19 protein-coding genes are annotated in these 16926 nt (G+C 56.1%); 10 read left to right on the top strand and 9 right to left on the bottom strand.

Going from position 1 to position 16926, the window contains the following annotated elements:
- Positions 1-8 precede the first annotated feature (8 nt).
- From CBW65_RS22265 to corA, 3 genes are all read left to right on the top strand, one after another.
- Positions 9-1112, top strand: a complete 1104-nt coding sequence (locus CBW65_RS22265) for a GerAB/ArcD/ProY family transporter (protein ID WP_087458752.1) — start codon at positions 9-11, stop codon at positions 1110-1112.
- Positions 1109-2221: a Ger(x)C family spore germination protein gene (locus CBW65_RS22260; RefSeq protein WP_157722127.1), complete on the top strand. Its 1113-nt coding sequence runs from the start codon at positions 1109-1111 to the stop codon at positions 2219-2221. The genes CBW65_RS22265 and CBW65_RS22260 overlap by 4 nt, the downstream gene beginning before the upstream one ends.
- Before the next feature lie 144 nt (positions 2222-2365).
- Positions 2366-3349: a magnesium/cobalt transporter CorA gene (gene corA / locus CBW65_RS22255; protein WP_087458750.1), complete on the top strand. Its 984-nt coding sequence runs from the start codon at positions 2366-2368 to the stop codon at positions 3347-3349.
- A gap of 55 nt (positions 3350-3404) precedes the next feature.
- Here corA and CBW65_RS22250 read toward each other — a convergent pair whose 3' ends face one another.
- Positions 3405-3599 (bottom strand): 2-hydroxymuconate tautomerase, encoded by a 195-nt coding sequence (locus CBW65_RS22250; protein WP_087458749.1) that lies wholly within the window; start codon positions 3597-3599, stop codon positions 3405-3407.
- A 348-nt stretch (positions 3600-3947) separates the two neighbouring features.
- Between CBW65_RS22250 and CBW65_RS24655 the strand changes: the two genes are divergently transcribed.
- On the top strand, positions 3948-4778 hold the full coding sequence (locus CBW65_RS24655; RefSeq protein WP_198299695.1) for a hypothetical protein: 831 nt from the start codon (positions 3948-3950) through the stop codon (positions 4776-4778).
- A gap of 49 nt (positions 4779-4827) precedes the next feature.
- Here the strand turns inward: CBW65_RS24655 and gerPC are convergent, their stop codons facing one another.
- Positions 4828-5079 (bottom strand): spore germination protein GerPC, encoded by a 252-nt coding sequence (gene gerPC / locus CBW65_RS24440; RefSeq protein ID WP_157722126.1) that lies wholly within the window; start codon positions 5077-5079, stop codon positions 4828-4830.
- 171 nt (positions 5080-5250) lie between these two features.
- Here gerPC and CBW65_RS24435 point away from each other — a divergent pair, with 171 nt between their 5' ends.
- Positions 5251-5424, top strand: a complete 174-nt coding sequence (locus CBW65_RS24435; RefSeq protein ID WP_157722125.1) for a hypothetical protein — start codon at positions 5251-5253, stop codon at positions 5422-5424.
- A gap of 77 nt (positions 5425-5501) precedes the next feature.
- Here the strand turns inward: CBW65_RS24435 and CBW65_RS22235 are convergent, their stop codons facing one another.
- Positions 5502-6497, bottom strand: coding sequence for an HD-GYP domain-containing protein (locus CBW65_RS22235; protein ID WP_232463567.1), 996 nt, complete (start codon positions 6495-6497; stop codon positions 5502-5504).
- 208 nt (positions 6498-6705) lie between these two features.
- Here CBW65_RS22235 and CBW65_RS22230 point away from each other — a divergent pair, with 208 nt between their 5' ends.
- On the top strand, positions 6706-7587 hold the full coding sequence (locus tag CBW65_RS22230; protein ID WP_087458746.1) for a GNAT family N-acetyltransferase: 882 nt from the start codon (positions 6706-6708) through the stop codon (positions 7585-7587).
- A 42-nt stretch (positions 7588-7629) separates the two neighbouring features.
- Here CBW65_RS22230 and CBW65_RS22225 read toward each other — a convergent pair whose 3' ends face one another.
- Positions 7630-8415, bottom strand: coding sequence for a hypothetical protein (locus tag CBW65_RS22225; RefSeq protein WP_087458745.1), 786 nt, complete (start codon positions 8413-8415; stop codon positions 7630-7632).
- A gap of 115 nt (positions 8416-8530) precedes the next feature.
- On the opposite strand from CBW65_RS22225, the gene CBW65_RS22220 reads away from it, so the two are divergent.
- Positions 8531-8965 carry a DUF309 domain-containing protein gene (locus tag CBW65_RS22220; RefSeq protein ID WP_157722124.1) on the top strand — a complete coding sequence of 145 codons (435 nt, stop codon included), beginning with the start codon at positions 8531-8533 and terminating at the stop codon, positions 8963-8965.
- Positions 8958-9302 (top strand): 2Fe-2S iron-sulfur cluster-binding protein, encoded by a 345-nt coding sequence (locus CBW65_RS22215; RefSeq protein WP_087458743.1) that lies wholly within the window; start codon positions 8958-8960, stop codon positions 9300-9302. The genes CBW65_RS22220 and CBW65_RS22215 overlap by 8 nt, the downstream gene beginning before the upstream one ends.
- Before the next feature lie 484 nt (positions 9303-9786).
- Here the strand turns inward: CBW65_RS22215 and CBW65_RS22210 are convergent, their stop codons facing one another.
- Both CBW65_RS22210 and CBW65_RS22205 read right to left on the bottom strand, forming a co-directional pair.
- Complete coding sequence (locus CBW65_RS22210) at positions 9787-11835, bottom strand: ABC transporter ATP-binding protein (protein ID WP_087458742.1); 2049 nt, start codon at positions 11833-11835, stop codon at positions 9787-9789.
- Between the two features lie 11 nt (positions 11836-11846).
- Entirely contained in the window at positions 11847-13604 is a 1758-nt protein-coding gene (locus tag CBW65_RS22205; RefSeq protein ID WP_087458741.1) for an ABC transporter ATP-binding protein, read from the bottom strand.
- Between the two features lie 66 nt (positions 13605-13670).
- Here CBW65_RS22205 and CBW65_RS22200 point away from each other — a divergent pair, with 66 nt between their 5' ends.
- A complete protein-coding gene (locus CBW65_RS22200) occupies positions 13671-13940 on the top strand; it encodes a GIY-YIG nuclease family protein (RefSeq protein ID WP_087458740.1) in 270 nt (89 codons plus the stop codon).
- Between the two features lie 65 nt (positions 13941-14005).
- Here CBW65_RS22200 and CBW65_RS22195 read toward each other — a convergent pair whose 3' ends face one another.
- Complete coding sequence (locus CBW65_RS22195) at positions 14006-14647, bottom strand: helix-turn-helix transcriptional regulator (RefSeq protein WP_087458739.1); 642 nt, start codon at positions 14645-14647, stop codon at positions 14006-14008.
- Positions 14648-14822: 175 nt separating this feature from the next.
- On the opposite strand from CBW65_RS22195, the gene cax reads away from it, so the two are divergent.
- On the top strand, positions 14823-15869 hold the full coding sequence (gene cax, locus CBW65_RS22190) for a calcium/proton exchanger (protein WP_087458738.1): 1047 nt from the start codon (positions 14823-14825) through the stop codon (positions 15867-15869).
- Positions 15870-15929: 60 nt separating this feature from the next.
- Here cax and CBW65_RS25215 read toward each other — a convergent pair whose 3' ends face one another.
- Positions 15930-16058, bottom strand: coding sequence for a hypothetical protein (locus tag CBW65_RS25215; protein WP_269768027.1), 129 nt, complete (start codon positions 16056-16058; stop codon positions 15930-15932).
- 160 nt (positions 16059-16218) lie between these two features.
- Entirely contained in the window at positions 16219-16842 is a 624-nt protein-coding gene (locus CBW65_RS25210) for a lytic transglycosylase domain-containing protein (protein WP_087458737.1), read from the bottom strand.
- Positions 16843-16926: the final 84 nt, after the last annotated feature.

Genomic DNA, 16926 nt, shown 5'->3' with positions numbered 1-16926 from the left:
GGTAAAGCATGGCGGCAGGCGGCTCAGCAGAACCGCATAAGCGGATCAATTCGATCCAGTTGATGTTTTTATTGCATACGGTTCCGGTCGGGGTCGGGATCTTGGGATTGGTCCGCTTCGTCGCCGACCGCAGCGGGCATGATGCGTCGCTGGCGATCCTGTTCTCCGGCCTGTATCCGCAGATCGGGATCTTGTTTTCCTGGCTGCTGTTGAAACGATTTGATTCGTTTGGGGTCTATGATGTGCACCGCAAGCTGTTTGGACGGCTGATCGGCAGCTTGCTGTCGATCCTGTTCGCCGGGTATTGCCTGTTTGCTTCGGTGATGACCTTGCGCACGTTTGTGGAACTGGTCAATACCTGGCTGTTTCCGATGACGCCGGTGTGGGTGCTGACCATCCTGTTTCTGATGCCGATTCTCTATGCGAGCTATGCAGGGCTGCAACTGCTTGGCCGTTATGCGACCGCGGCGTTTTTCCTCACCATTTGGATCTTATTTTTGAATTACTTTCCGATCTCTGACGGCACCTTCTCGCACTTGCTGCCGCTTGGCAGCACGGGGCTGAGCAGCATTTTGCAAGGCAGCATGCTCTCCGCGCTGTCGCTGCTCGGCACAGAGCTCCTGCTGGTGTTTTATCCGTATGTGGTCTACAAGAAGGATGTGCTGCCAGCCGCTTCGATCGCCTCTTGGAGCGTGGTCTTGCTCTACACCCTCACATCGGTGGCAACGCTGATGTTTTTCTCCCAAGAGCAGTTGAAAAAGACGATCTGGCCGCTGCTGACGATGTTTAAGCATGTGCAGATCCCGTTCATCGAACGGTTCGAGACGATCATCATCGCCGTCTGGCTGTTGCAGATCGTCAATACCTGCAGCACCTATTTGTGGGCGGGGATGGAAGGGGTGGAAAAGGTGTTTCGCTTCCGGCCGAAGTATCTCTACCTCGTGTTTTTTGCGGCGGCGCTGTATCTGTCCACGCAAATCACCGGGCGCATCGAGATCAACTTTTACCTGAACATCCTGTCCAAGACGGGGATGGCGATCATGGTGGTCTTTCCCGCCTTCTTGTGGCTGTTGGCTGTGATCTTTCGCAAAAAAGGGGGTGCTGCGCCGTGAGGAAAATCGGGGCGTTGCTTGTGGCCTGCTCGCTGTTTGCCACAGGATGTCAGTCGCAGTCGTCGCAGCGCATCCTCGAGAAGCTGGGCGTCATTTCGGCGGTCGGGTACGATCTGCGGGACGACGGCAACTTGCTGGGCACGTATGTCATCCCCAACTTTACGGAGACGGGAGGCGAGAAGATCGACGTGCTGTCCGCGATGGGGCATACTTCAAAGGAACTGCGCTTTCGCATGTCGCGCCAGTCGGAGCGGAAGTTGGTCTCGGGGCAGATTCGCGCTGTGCTGTACGGGGAGGATCTGGCGAAAAAGGGGCTGTTGTCGATCTCCGACACGCTGTTTCGCGATGCGGAGATCGGGTCGCAAATTCATCTGGCGGTGGTGCAGGGCGAAGCGCAGTCGGTATTTCATAAGCGCTATCCGGACAAGCCGAGCATCGATCTCTACCTGTATCGGATGATGCGCAAGGAGATGGACGAGAACACGATCCCGAAGTCCAACCTGCACATTTTCATTCATGATGTGAACGGCGTGGGGGTCGACCCTGTCCTGCCTTATCTGCGGCTGGGCAAGGAAGACGTGATCGTCGACGGCGTCGCCGTGTTTCACGAAGACAAGATGGTCGGTCGGCTGAGCGCGGAGGAAGCGCGGCTGCTGTCCTATTTGGAAGGGAAGAAGTCGCTTGGCGAACTCGATGTGCAACTGCCGGAGGTATCGACCAGCGGGGAGCAGGCGCATGCGGTGCTGATGTATATGCACATCGATCGCAAGGTGGATGTGAACAAGAAAGACGGAGTGCCGTCGATTCATTATGATCTGAACATTCGCGGGGCGATCACCGAGTACTCCGGATCGCAGGATCTGGAGCAGATGCCGGTGGTGAAAAAGCTTGAGCAGAGCTTGCAAAAAAAGCTGCAGCAGCGGATGGACAAAGTGATCGACAAGCTGCAAAATGAGTATCACTCCGACCCGATGGGGCTTGGCGAGATGTACCGGTCAAAAGGGTTTGCGCCGGAGCTGGATCAGAAAACCTGGAATGAGCTGTATGCGAAGGCGAAGGTCGATGTGAAGATCAAAGTGAGCATTTTGCAGACCGGGATGATTCATTAGCACAAGACTGGGAACCTCCGCAGTCGCCCATACATATTGTATAGACGGGAAGATTGACGTGTTGTATCAGGAAACCTATAATCCAAAGTAGTAGAATCCAGACGGTTCCTGTCTCAGATTCGGAAGTGAGGGGAGGGCTGCGCAATGATCAAGACTTATTTTTACAACCATGTAGAGGGCAAGATGTACCATGATGTCGATTTGACGCGCAGAGCCGAACTGTTGCAGGATACGAGAAATTTGCTGTGGATAGATCTTTACAACTGCACGGCGGAAGAGCTCAAGCACGTAGGCAACATTTTTGACTTTCACCCTCTGGCGATCGAGGACTGCCTGCATGACAGTCCGCGCTCAAAAGTTGACCGTTATGAAGATGATGACGATCAATATTATTTCTTCGTCTTTCACGCGCTGCGCTATGACGAGGAGAAAGAGATTGAGATCACGACGGAAGAATTGAACATCTTCCTCGGCAAAAATTATCTGGTCACGATTCACAAAAAACCGCTGCAAACGATCGGGCGCATCGCCGCCGCATCGCTGCGCAGCCATCATTATATGAACCGCGGTCCTGACTTTTTGCTGTATTCGATGGTCGACGGCATCACCGATGAATACTTTCCGATCTTGGAGCGCATTTCGGCGCGGATTGATGAGCTGGAAGATGAAATTTACGTGGAACCGGTGCATGAGATCACCGAGGAGTTCCTGGCCCTGAAGCGCAACATCGTGTTGATTCGGCGGGTGATTCAGCCGCAGAAGCGGATCTTCGCGAATGTGAATGGGCGGTATTCGTTTGAGATCGATGAAGAGAACATTCCGTATTATATCGACTTGGTGGACCATCTGGAGCGCATCTCTGACGGGGTGGAGTCGTATCGCGACTTGATCTCCGGTGCGCTGGAAACCTACTATTCGCTTGTCACTTCCCGCACGAATGACACCATCCGCATGCTGACGGTCATCTCGACGGTCATGCTGCCGCTGACGTTTATCACCGGATTTTTCGGGATGAACGTGCCGATGCCGTTTGGCGATTCGTATATTTCGACGATGATCATCTTTGGCGGCTTGATGGGGATGACGTATTGGATGTTAAAGTTGTTCCGCAAACGCGGATGGATTTGAGCGGTTTGAGAGGTATGGAAAAAGCCCCTGCAGATGCAGGGGCTTTTGCTGTGGGTTAGCTGCGCTTCTTGTCGATGAGCAGTTCGCCGCCGACGCCGTATTCGTCAGCTTTCATGTCTTTGATAAAGACGTGGACGCGATCTTGCGGGATGCCGGCGATCTCGGCGACCGCATCGGAGATGCGTTTGGTCAGTTCGCGCTTTTGCTCGAGCGAGCGGCCTTCCATCCATTCGATATGTACAAACGGCATGAGGACGCCTCCTTTTTCAGTGGTCAGGTTGTCCTGTTCATTATACACCTGCGGGGGGAGGGCATGCACCCAATTTAGACGGGCATAGGTGTTTGTCTCCTGCAAAAAGTGGAGGAGGTGAGTAGGATGAAGTATCAACTGAAAAGGAGGAATTTCGATGTCTGGAAAAGGTGCAGGCCACGGCGGTTATGGGATGTTTGGCGGCTTTACTCGCTGGGCGATCGTGTTCCTGATCATTTTTGTGCTGTTCATTCTGCTCGTGCCGGAAATGTACTAAGCATCTCGAAATGAAACGCAAGAGCCGAGAGGTGTGCCTCTCGGTTCTTTTGTTAGAAGGGAGGGGGAGAGGTGCCAAAGCGGACAGGAAAGAGCAAGGTCAGGAAAAAGCCGGTTCGGCAGTCGCAGCGCAAGCCATGGGTGCTCGATGAAGGCGTGCGGCAGATGGTTCGTGAGGAAGCGGTGAAGCTGAAGCTGTCGGAAGAGGAGTATCTGCGGCTGATGGCCCATTTCTCAGAAGTGGTGCGGACATCGATCCTGCCTGCAGGGGTGCTGGACGGCGGGTTCTTGACGATGATCCTGCAGAACCCGATGGTGCTGGATATGCTGAAGGGCATGATCCGGAACATGCTGTCCGGCGCGATGAACAAAAGCAAATCGGTAAGTTCCGATGCGCGCGGCGGGCTGCCTGGCGGGGGGACCTGGCCAGACGGCCGTCAAGGGCAGGGGCAGGGGCTTCAAGGTCTGCCCTCGCCATACGGTCCGCGTCCGGGGCTGCAGCCGCATGCGCCTCGTGCGCCGCATGGGTACGGAGGTCAGCCGGGCTTCGGAGGCTCGCAAGGTATGGGAGGCTCGCAAGGTATGGGAGGCTCGCAAGGTATGGGAGGCTCGCAAGGTATGGGAGGCTCGCAAGGTATGGGAGGCTCACCGGGTATGGGAGGCTCACCGGGTATGGGAGGCTCACCGGGTATGGGTGGCCCGCAGGGGTTCGGAAATCCGCAAGGGTATGGAGGCGGTCCTGGGATGTGGGGGATGCCTTCGCAAGGGCAGCAGCGGGTGGAAGAGGCTCCTGTGGGGGATGTGGAACGGGAATCGAATGGGGAGGACGGCGGCAGCGGGGACGGATCGGGATTGGATCTGGACTCGATCGCTCGGATGGTCGGGCAGTTTTTGCAGAAATAGAACGGAAAAACGGCGGTCCCTCTTGGGCCGCCGTTGCTTTGCGCCAGGGTTAGACGCGGAAGATCGGACCTTGCGTCAGCTTGGGCAGGTTGACGGAACTGGAATTGACTTCCGCCGAATGCGTCATGCCAATCTGCAAGGCTCCGCTCAGATTGTCGATTTTGATTTTGTCAAAATTGAACTCGACCTTGTCGATCACCAGCGTCTTCGCCGCCAACATCAGGCGGATGTGCTGGTTCTCGCGCTCCAGTTCCTCCACACGCCGCCGCAGGTAATAATTTTCCTGGAGGAGATGCTGCATTCGCCAAGACCTCCTTTTGGTGCATTGTATGGGCGCGGCAGGCAAGTTGTGACGAATCGTACTGTTAGGATTTGGATTTGACCAATAGTATGTCATATATCGACTTCCACGCATATAATATGATATACTCAACTCAGACATTGAACGAAATGTGTGGAGGGGATCACCGAGATGCAGGAATATTTGGCTCGCAAGCGTGAAGAAATGATCTCATATGTACAAGAATGCGAACAGCGCTTTGGCATGTCCAGTTCGGAATTTGTGATGTACTATCGCGAACTTGAGTCCCACGGGACCGAAGAAGAGTATGACTGGTATGTGTGCCTGAACTTTTTGAGCGCGTAACTGCACGCTTCATGAAAACGTTTACACACTCCATTGGATAAAGCATCAAGGGCGTGCCATATAGGCACGCCCCTTTTTTATTTGGCAACCGGGATTTTTTCAATAACTTCCGTAACGAATAAAGTAGAATGATCGAGCAGATGGATGAGTTCGGACGTTTCGAACAGCTTGACGACCGGGCGCAACGGCAGGCCTTTGGGAACGGCGATGACTTTGCCTTCCTGGCCGTCGTTCAGGCGCACGGAGGTGCCGACCGGGTACGGCGCGATGTTGCGGACGAACGCGGTGATGATCTTCTGGTCATAGCCGTTGTATTCGGACATGATCTTCTCCAGCGCATAATGGGGCAGCACGTGCTCGCCGTCTTCGGCGTTGGTCAGGTGATCATACATATCGGCCAGCGCGCAGATCTGCGCATACTCGTGGACGGCATCCCCTTTTAAGTTGCGCGGGAAACCGGCTCCGTCGATGCGCTCATGGTGCTGGACGGCGATGGCGGCCGACAGGGTGTGCACCATCGGGTAACGGCGCAGAAGATTAAAGCCTTCCATCGGGTGGTCGAGCGGGTTGTCGGTCAACGCATAGCCGATGTCATGCAAAAGCGACCCGATCGCGACCTGCTTGACGCGGAGCATATCATAGCCGAGACCGATGGCGGTAAGCGTCGCGAGGATGCAGACATTGACCGAGTGCGCATAGCGGTACGCGCCGCTGGAGCGGATGTCGGTGAACTGCACCATGCAGCCGCGATTGGCGAGCAGGTCGTCGGTGATCTGGTTGGCGACGCGAACCAGTTCGTCGATGTTCAGCGGCTTCTTGGCCGCCGCCAGATCAAACGCCTTCTGCACGATGCGGGTCGCGCCTTGGCGCACCACATCGGAGACCGGGTCGATGTCTTCGATCGTGCCTAAAAATTCATCTTCCACATAGACGGACAAGATGCCGAACGCTTCTAAGCGGTTCTTGTATGCCAGCTTGACCGATGCGCCTCGGTTCAGCAGAATTGACTGGTCGGGCGCATAGATCGGACGGGCGATTTTATGTGCTTCGGACAGTTCAAATAAGGATAGCATTTTCACAATTGAAATCCTCCTGACGATAGTTCACGGAATGACAACAAACGACAAGGTACGACTATTTTACTATACTTTGTAGGAGTTTTGAACCAGATTTTTTAATTCAGGTAAGAATAACTGATATTACCATGTGGAATTTTTATAAGGAACGACCGCTTCTTGTTTGCCATAGCTTGTAAGGGGTAGAGGAGAAGGAGGGGAGTCTGTGGACGAGTTGACGTTTCGCCAAGCGGACCGTGCCGATGTGCCGAAGATGGCGGGCCTGTTTACGAAACGGCCGCCCAAGGAGCGCGTCTCGCGGATGACCAACCGCTTTGAAGAGGAACCTGATGGCTGGTATGTCGCCTTGGTCAACGGCGAGGTCGCCGGCTGCTGTCAGGCGGTGTTTCCCCGCCCCAAGGACTGCTGGCTGCAATGGATGCGGATCGGCCCCAAGGCGCAGGGAAGCGGTGTTGGCGGCGCGTTTGCCGACTATGTGGATCGGCAGGTGCAGGCCAAAGGCGCCGACGTGGTGCGGCTGAACACGATGCTCGGCAATGAGCGCGTACACGGCATGATGGGCGGCGGACGCGGCTATACGGAGTGGGCGCGGTGGACGAGATGGACCCGGCTCGCGCAAAAGCCGTCCGCCGGGCTCACCCGCCTGCGTCCGGTGTCGCACGCCGACGATGCGGATGCGGTGCTGGCCTGGCTGGAAGGGCAGGTTGGCTACCAGGCGTCTTTTGCCGCAGTGACCTGCCCGGATGATTTCCGCAAGACCGTATCGCTCGACCGCGCCTTGCTCCAAGAGCTGATCCGCGGCAAACGGCGCGGCGGCTGTGTGCTGGCCGGGTCGAACGGCGAGATCGAAGCGGCCGCTCTCTACGCCGTGCAGGGGCGGGAACTGCGCGTCCTGCAACTGGTCGCGGCGACGACAGCCGGGGGCTTGGCCGCAGCAGCCGGGGCGTTGCGGGAAGCGAAGCCGGTGGAGCGCGTGTCGATCCAACTGGCCGGCGCGTCGAGCGAACTGGCGCGGGCGATTCAGCGCTCCTTTGCCGGGCGGCATGTGAAAAAACATGAGTTTTATGTGTTTGGAAAACGCTTGTAACGGCAGAAAACCGCTTGGCAGCAGCCAGGCGGTTTTTAACGATCAGAGCGGGGGCAGGGAGAGGTCTTTCGCCGTTTTGCGGAGCAGCACGTTGAGGATGCGCCGTTCGTCTTCCTTTTGAAACAGGGCGAGCTCACAGTCTGTGTAGCGGCGGATGCAGAGGTCGGGGTGGTAGGCGAGCGATCCACTGCGCAGCAGGGACAGTGTAAACGCGGCATCGGCGAGCAGGAAGCCTTCGCTGGGATATTCGGTCGGGTAGCCGGTCTTTTTCAAAAATTTCGCCGGGAGCAGCGGCGGCGCGATGCGGTGGTCTTTTTTGAAGTGGCTGAGAAAGCGCGTTTTGGAGCGGGTGTCGGCGCCGGTCACGGTGCGGGTGACGCGGTCGCCTTGGGGCGTGTGGTCCCACAGCTCGAGGTTGCCGTAGACACCAAGGGTGCGGGGAGGAGCTTGGGCTAATTTTTTCTCCATCAGGGCGATCTCGCGGCGCTCGAAGCGGTCTCCAGCTTGCAGCACGAGGGCGTTCTGACCGCTGATGTGCGGCAGGGCGAGGTTGACGAGGCGGGATTTGCCGCAGGGGATGGAAGGTCTGAGCACGCGCAGATTGAATCGTTCGGGCCAATGTTTCAGCGGGAGATCTCCCGGTTCAAAGTGCGGGTCATCGGCGAGGAGCAGGCAGTCGAGGATGACGCCTTGCTGGCGCTGGATGCTCTGGAGCGATTTCTTGAGCAGTGTGTTGTCTTGTCCATAGAGCAAAAGGGTGGTCGTTGGCAGGAGATCTTTGGCCCTGAAGCGAAGTGTGGAGAGATCGGCAGTAGGGTTTCGTCTCATGGGAACCTCCTGTGGTTTGTCAATTGGTTATACTATATGTGGACAGGGGGAGCGATGGAAACCCTGTCAAACGCCCGAAAGTTGGCGGCGTGGGAACGAGATTGGAGTTTTGCAGATGACGGCACATGAACATCCGATGGAGTATTTGCTGTTTTTGAAATATGTCAATGAAGTGGATTATTTTGAAGCGCATGAGGTGCTGGAAGGGTATTGGCACAGCGACCGGATCGATTTTTATAAAGGGCTGATACAATTGGCCGTTGGGCTCTATCACTTGAATTCGGGCAACACGGCGGGCTTTCGTCAGCTTCTCACCCGCGCCCGGCAGTTGCTGACGCCGTATGCGCCGGAGTTTCGAGCGATGAATGTGTCCAGGGTGCTCGCTTATGTGGACGACTGTCTGCACAAGGTGCCGAACGTGGTAGAGATGGAACGTGACGAGGTGCAGAAACTTGGGGTGGAGCCGATCCAGCTGTGGCTGGAGGACGGGACGCCGATCCCGGACGAGGTGCCGCCGGAGTTTCTGGAGGGAGAGGAAGCGGATGAGTAAGGTCAAAGTGTTTCCTCACGACAAGACGGTAGAAGTCCGCGACGGCGTGCTGTTCCTGGCGGCCGTACGCGCAGCCAAAGCCGCCCTGCCCAGCAAATGCGGAGGTCGCGGGGCATGCGGGACGTGCAAGCTGAAAGTGGAATCGACGGAGAAACTTGAGCCGCTGACCAAAACGGAGACTCGAATGCTGTCAGTGCGGCAGGTGCAGGAAGGATACCGCCTTGGCTGCCAGACAAAGGTCAAGGGTGATGCGGTGGTAACGATTCCGGAAGATCCGTTGCGTCGGGTGATTCGGATGCAGTTGGAAGCTGCTCGGGGGGAAGAAAAAGGGGAGTAGGGCTTATTGGAGGCCGGTGGGGGCTGGGTGGTCGGGTCCGGGGGGAGGTACTCCGGGTTCGCGGGAAACTTTAACCCTTTGAATGAGTAAGACCGTGAAGAGGTAGGGTAAAAGCTTTCAATCTCACCACTTCCGCACCTCCCCCCCTCCCCCAAGGGCCACCAGAGTCCATTGGCACCTTTTTTTAAGATCTTTAAGACATCGATGACCGCTCTGTACCATGGCAACCAGCCAATGTGTCAGGCGGTCTTTTTCTTTTTCTCTCATAAGGAGCCTGAACCTTTGGGGGAGGGCGGGATATGCGGAAGTGGTGATCTTTGAATCTTTACCCTTCCACTAAAAGGTTTTACGGTTTTACTCAATCAAAGGGTGGAGATGAAACGTGAACCCGGAGCATGTCCCGCCCGGACCCGACCACCCATCCCCCCACAGCCACAAAAAAAGACTGTCGAGGTTTACCCGACAGTCTAATCTCAGTATTTTCTTATGCCTCTGCAGGCGATAAAGCCGCCGCAGCCTCGTGTTCAAAGTCTTCTTTGTACTGCAGTTGATACAGGTTGTAGTACATTCCGCCTTGAGCGAGCAAAGCCTGATGATTGCCCATTTCACGAATCGTCCCTTTATGCATGACGATGATCTTGTCAGCATTTTGGATCGTAGACAGACGGTGTGCGACAACGATGGTGGTGCGGTCTTGGGTCAGCTTTTGCAGGGCGTCTTGGATCAGGCTCTCCGTCTCGGTGTCGATGTTGGCGGTCGCTTCGTCGAGCACGAGGATCGTCGGGTCAAAAGCCAAGGCGCGGGCAAACGCGATCAGTTGGCGCTCGCCGGCCGAGAAGGTGGCGCCGCGCTCCAATACCGGTTCGTCTAATTTCCCGGGTAATTTGTTGATTAACTTATCGGCATTGACGAAGCGAACTGCGTCTTCGATCCGCTGGTCGGTGATCGACGGTTCCTGCAAGCGGATATTGTCGCGGATCGTGCCGGTGAAGAGGAACACGTCTTGCAGCACGACGGAAATCGCGCGGCGCAGCTCTTCCTTGCGCACGTCCTTGATGTTCACGCCGTCGATGAGGATCTCGCCTTTCTGGATGTCGTAGAAGCGGGAGAGCAGGTTGAGAATCGAGCTCTTGCCCGCCCCGGTCGCACCAACAAAGGCGATCGTTTCACCCGGCTCAATCGTAAACGACACATCGCGCAGCACCCAGTTTTCACCAGTGTAAGCAAACCAGACATTTTTGAACTCCACGCGGCCCTTGATGTTTTCAAACGGCTTGGGAAGTGCCGGGTTCTTAATCATATCGTCAGTGTCGAGCAGTTGGAACAACCGCTCCGACGAAGCCATCGCCGACTGCAGAATGTTATATTTCTCCGACAGATCGTTGATCGGCTGGAAAAACTGCTGCGTGTAGCTGATGAACATGTAGAGCACACCGATCTGCAAAGCGTTGTCGAGCACCTTGCCGCCGCCGTACCAGATCAGAATCGCCAAGGCGAGCTGAGCGAACAGTTCCATCGACGGACGGAAGACCGCAAACGTCTTCAGTTCCTGCCAGCTCGCTTTAAAATACGCATCGTTCGTTTGCTCAAACTCCTGATGCATGCGCTTCTCCTGACGGAAAATCTGGATGATGCGCATCCCGGAGATGTTTTCCGCAAGCGTCGCGTTGATCTGGGCCAGCTTGACGCGCGTGTCGCGGAAAGCGCGGCGGGCGTAGTGGCGGTAGATCTGCGAGACGATGATCACAAACGGCACACAGGCCATCGAGATCATCGCCAACTTCACATTGGTCTGGAACATGATCAAGATGATGCCGAGCAGAACGAACACGTCTTTAAACAGCGTGACCAGCATGTTCGAGTACATCTCGTTCAAAGCTTCCGTGTCATTCATGACGCGGGTGACGAGCCGCCCGACCGGGTTGCGGTCAAAGAATGCGAGAGACAGCTTTTGCAAATGCGAGAACAATTGCTGGCGGATGTTGAAAATGATCCGCTGCCCCGTCCATTGCAGAACGATCGTCTGAATGTAGTTGAGCACAAACGAGCCGAGAATCAAAGCCAGGAAAAGCATCCCGATCCCGATCAGCGCGTCAATCTCCGTGTCTTTGAACACGTCGACTTCCGCATCGGTCATCGGAATGCGTTCCGTCTCCGTGCCGGTTGTATTTTCCACAACCATCACATACTGATCTTGCGTCGTATTTTCGATCTGGAAACGCAGGCGGTCGGCCGGCGGCGTTTCAAAATCGCTCTCCCGCACCAGCACTTCGCCTTTGAATGTGTAATGCTCTTCGTCCGGCAGTTCTTCAGTGGAAGCGGAGACAAACGTGGTGTTCAACACGTTCATGTGATCGTCGATCGCGACTTTGATCAGATACGGGCGCGCCAGGTCGGATACGGTGATCAACAGGAGCAGGATGATCGAAAGCAGCATCCAGTACTTATATGGTTTGACATATCCGAGGAGGCGACGCATCAGCCGACCGTCATACGATTTCTCTAATTTTTCTTCTTCATGGATGTTCGACATGCTGTCACCCCCTAGTCGTTTGCAGCGATTTTGTCTTCGAGCAGTTGCTTCTGATAGAGTTCGAAATAGAGGCCGCCCAGCTCCAGCAGCTGGTCGTGCGTACCGCGTTCGATGATCGTGCCTTCGTCGAGGACGAGGATTTCGTCCGCGTCTTTGATCGTCGAGATGCGGTGCGCGATGATCAGCGAGGTGCGGGCCTGCATGATCTGTTTCAGTCGCATCAAAATCTCTTCTTCCGTATGCGTGTCAACGGCAGACAAGCTGTCGTCGAGAATCAGGATCTTCGGGTTCTTGATCACGGCGCGGGCGATGGAGACGCGCTGCTTCTGTCCGCCGGACAGCGTGACGCCGCGCTCGCCGAGCATCGTGTCATAGCCGTGTTCAAATTCGACGATGTTGCCGTGCACCTGAGCCAGTGCGGCGGCCGCTTCGACCTGCTCCTGCGTGTGGCTGTTGGCCGCGCCGGAGAAGGCGATGTTGTCGCGGATCGTCTTGGAGAATAGGAAGTTCTCCTGCGGCACATAGCCGATGTTCTCGCGCAAGGTGGCGAGCGATACCTGGTTGATGTCCACGCCGTCGAGGTACAAGGCGCCTTGCGGGGCGTTGTACAGGCGCAGCAGCAGGTTCATCAGCGTTGATTTGCCCGAGCCGGTGCGGCCGATGATCGCGACCGTCTTGCCCGCTTGAATCGAGATGTTGATGTCCTTCAACACCGGCTGCACCGAGCCCGGGTAGGTGAAGGAGAGGTTGCGGAACTCGATGTTGCCGTCGAGGTCGGTTTTGTCGGTGGTGTGCTCGCCGTCGGTGATCTCCGGCAAGGTGTGCAGCACTTCATTGATGCGTTTCATCGAAGCCGCGCCGCGCTGCCACATGTTGATAACCCAGCCGATCGCCATCATCGGCCACGTCATCAGGCCGAGATAGGTGTTAAAAGCAACGAATTCGCCCAGCGTAATCGTGCCGCGCACGACGAGGATGCCGCCGTAGGACAGCGCGATCAGGAAGGACAATGCGGTGACCAGCTGCACGATCGGGTTGTAGATCCCGTTGACTTTGATCAGGTTGAGGTTGGCGTTGAAGTTCTCAGTGTTTTCCGCCGTGAACTTGTGGATCTCTTTCTCTTCCTGCACAAACGACTTGACGACGCGCACGCCGGCGAAGTTCTCCTGCACGCGGTCGGTCAGCGACCCGAAGGCCGCCTGCACCTGCCCGAAACGGCGGTGGATCACCCGGCCGAACAAAGTGACGATCAGCGCGAGGAACGGCATCGGCGCCAGCGCCGCCAAGGTCAGCTGCCAGCCGACGGTGTAGATCATCATGATGATCGTGAACGTCAGGACGAAAAACGGGTCCACCGCCGAGAGGAAGCCCGGGCCAAGCGCCTGGCGAATCGCGCCCAAGTCGTTGGTCGCGTGCGCCATCAGGTCGCCGGTCTTGTGGTGGTTGAAGTAGTTCGGGGACAGCGACTGCAGATGCTGATAAAACTTGTCGCGCAGATAGACTTCCGCTTTGCGGGAGTTCCCCATGATGTAGATGCGCCAATAGTACCGGGCCAGAGCTGAGAACACCGCAGCGCCGAGGATGATCGCTGCATAGGTCAGAATCCCGGAGCGGTCAAGCCCGCCTTCTCGCAAGTCATCGACGAACAATCCAAGCACTTTCGGTGTAATCAATCCGATCACGTCGACGAAGAAAACCCAGAAGATGCCGAGGAGAAAGGAACTTTTGTGCGCGATGAAAAATTCTTTGAGTGTAATAAATTCTTTCATCATCATCTTCCTTTATGCTAACATTTGGACAATTGAGAGTAAAAAGTCAAAGTTCAGAGGTATTGTATGGTCTACGTATATCTTTTAGAATGCGGGGACGGGTCGCTCTACACCGGGATTACACCCGATCTGTGGAAGCGCATTCTCCTCCACGAAAAGGGCAAAGGCGCCAAGTACACACGCGGACGCGGCCCGCTCACGCTGCGCTATGTGGAGGTCCAGCCGGACCTTGGCAGCGCCTTGCGCCGCGAGCGCCAGATCAAACGCTTCACGCGGGCGAAAAAAGAGCTCCTGATTGCCGGGATCTGTCTGCTGCCGCCGCCAGAACGTTCGTGAAGCGAAATAAACGTCCGGAGAAAATGCGCTCTCAGGTGCAGAGCGCATCGGAATTGGCAGCAGGATTAAGCTTGTGGTTCTTCAATTTCGTGAATCTTGAACACGCAGCAGCTGCCACCTTCGGCGAGGCATTGCGAGCGGTTCACATCGGTGCCCAGCACGCGGCGAAAGACGTTGGTCTCGCACGAGCAGGTCTCCGGGTAAACTTTTGACACTTGCGCGATCGGGCAGTTGTACTCGACGATCTCATAGGAGCCGTCGTCTTTGCGCTCCCATTTGGCAAGGTAGCCCTTGCTGTTTTGCATCTCGGCGAGCGTCTGCACCTTTTCTTCCAGCGATTTGCCGTCGAGCAATTCGTTTAAATGCGCAGACAGGCGTTCTTCGCGCTGGTCGAAAATCTCCTTGATCTTGTCTTCCCCGTCGACGCGGACAATGTCTTCTAAAATGTCCAGCATCAGGGAATGATAATTCTTAGGAAAGAGATCATCCGCTTCTTCCGTCAACTGGTACACTTTGGCGGGGCGGCCCATCGGCTGGCGAATGGTAGTCGGATAGATCAGGCTGTCGCGCTCCAGCGTGGCGATGTGACGGCGAATCGCCATCTCGGTGATCCCGATGCGTTCGGCCAGATCGCCCGCGCTCATCGGGCCTTCGGTCCGCAGGATCGTGATGATCGTTTTGCGGGTGTTGGTCTCTTGAATGGACATAAACGTCACCCTTCCGGAACTATTATGAACAGTATATACGTTTTCCTGCCCGAAGTAAATTTCTATATATAAAAGGTTAGAAAATGGGAAAAGCACCTTGCAAATGGAAGGTTTTGCATTTTAAGAGGCTCCATGCTAGACTCTTTTTTGGTACCTGAAATAGGAGGAATTGTACATGCAGAGAATTATGCTGATCCTGCTTGCGATCACGCTTCCGCTCAGCGTGATCGGCAAATTTATGCACTGGAGCGAAGTCGCCCTCTTTGCGATCGCCTGTGCCGCAATTATTCCGCTGGCCGGCGTGATGGGGCGCGCGACCGAAAGCATCGCCATCCACAGCGGTCCAAAGATCGGCGGTCTGATGAACGCGACCTTCGGCAATGCGGTGGAACTGATCATCGCGTTCTTCGCCTTGCGCGAAGGCTTGATCGGGGTCGTGCAAGCCTCGCTGACCGGTTCGATCATCGGGAACCTGCTGCTGGTCGCCGGCTTGTCGATGCTGGTCGGCGGCATCAAACACCCGCAGCAAAAGTTCAACCGCACGATCGCCGGCACCAACGCGGCGATGATGCTGCTCGGCGTGGTGATCGCGTTGGTCATTCCGGCGATCTTTGGCCTGTCCAACCCGGGCGGGGATGACCTGAAGATCTCGATCGGCGTTTCGATCGTCGTGATGATCTTGTATCTGCTGGGCCTGTTCTTCTCGCTCTTCACGCACCGCAGCCTCTTTAACTACACAGAGGAGATGCATGAAGAGGAAGCGGAGTGGAGCGTCGGCAAGGCGGTCGGCATCCTCGCGCTGGCCACGGCAGCCGTCGCTTTCGAATCGGAACTGCTCGTCCACACCATCGAAGCGGTGTCGCTGCAGTTTGGCTGGTCGGAAGTGTTTATCGGCGTGATCATCGTCGCGATCATCGGCAACGCGGCCGAGCACTCCTCGGCGATCCTGATGGCGTGGCGCAACAAGATGGACCTGGCGCTGGAGATCGCCGTCGGCTCGTCGCTGCAGATCGCGATGTTCGTCACCCCGGTGCTCGTCTTCCTGTCGCTGATCCTCGGCAACCCGATGACGCTCGTCTTCTCCTGGCCGGAGCTGGCCGCGATGGTCTTGTCGGTCTTCCTGATCAACTTCCTCGCCCAGGACGGCGAGTCGAACTGGCTGGAAGGCGCGATGGCGCTGGGCGCTTATGTGATCATCGGCATCGGCTTCTATTATCTGTAAGATAGCCTGTAAGACAGCAAAAGGCGCGCACCGTCAGGTGCGCGCCTTTTTGTTTACGGCTTAGTAGCCGCCCTCAAAGCCCGGAACGAGCAGGAAGAACAGAACGAAGATGATCAGAAACACGACCGCCCAACGGGTGTAGCCACCGAAGACACCAAAACCGTAACCGCCCATTTGTTGACCTGACATGTTGCATCCCTCCATTGAGTGTTTGTGTTTTTGAGTGTTGCTGTCTTACAGTGATAGTACATGCAAGAGGGGCTGTTTTTGTAAAGGATAAACGTCTAGCGGGCGCGCCTAATTTGCAGCATGAAAAAACCGCACCCCAAACGGGGTGCGGGATGATGTCTTATACGGTTTGCAAACTGCCCAAGATGTTGCGGACATAACGCTGTGTCTCGCCATACGGGGGAATGCCGCCATAGCGGTCCACGTTGCCGGGGCCAGCGTTGTACGCAGCCAGCGCCGTTCCCACATCGCCGTCATAGCGGTCGAGCATCTGCTTCAGGTAGCGGACGCCGCCGTCGAGGTTTTGTGCCGGGTCATAGACGTTTTCAACGCCAAGGCCGCTCGCGGTAGCTGGCATCAGCTGCATCAGACCGCCTGCTCCGACCGGAGATGTCGCATAGGGGTTGAAGCCGGACTCCTGGCGCACGACGGCGCGCACGAGCTGCGGATCAACGCCGTGGCGCTCTGCGGTCTCCTGAATCAGATCGTCATAATCGGAAGCGCCAAAATTGGCGCTGAAATGACCGAGCTGCTGGGCTGTGCCCAAGGAAAACGGCAGATTGACCGAACGCTTGAGGAGATCAGTTGCTGTCGCGCTATCGGTGGCGGAAGCATTCATGCCGCCGAGCAGTTCAGCAAACAGCATGGAGAAATCTGTGCCGGTGGCAGATGTAGTTGTCGAAGTTGTGCCGAGCGGTGACGCCATTTGCGACCGCATCAGGGCAGCGAGTAATTTAACGTCCATGGTGCACCTCGTTTCCACTGCTGTTTTTAGTTTACTCGAAATCTTCCCTTCGGTAAACTGGAAACAGAGACAGTCGGAGGAGGA

It is taken from the genome of Tumebacillus avium, assembly GCF_002162355.1.
Lineage (GTDB): Bacteria > Bacillota > Bacilli > Tumebacillales > Tumebacillaceae > Tumebacillus_A > Tumebacillus_A avium.
Note: the sequence above shows the minus strand (reverse complement) of the source record. Positions and strands in the feature narration are given on the sequence as shown.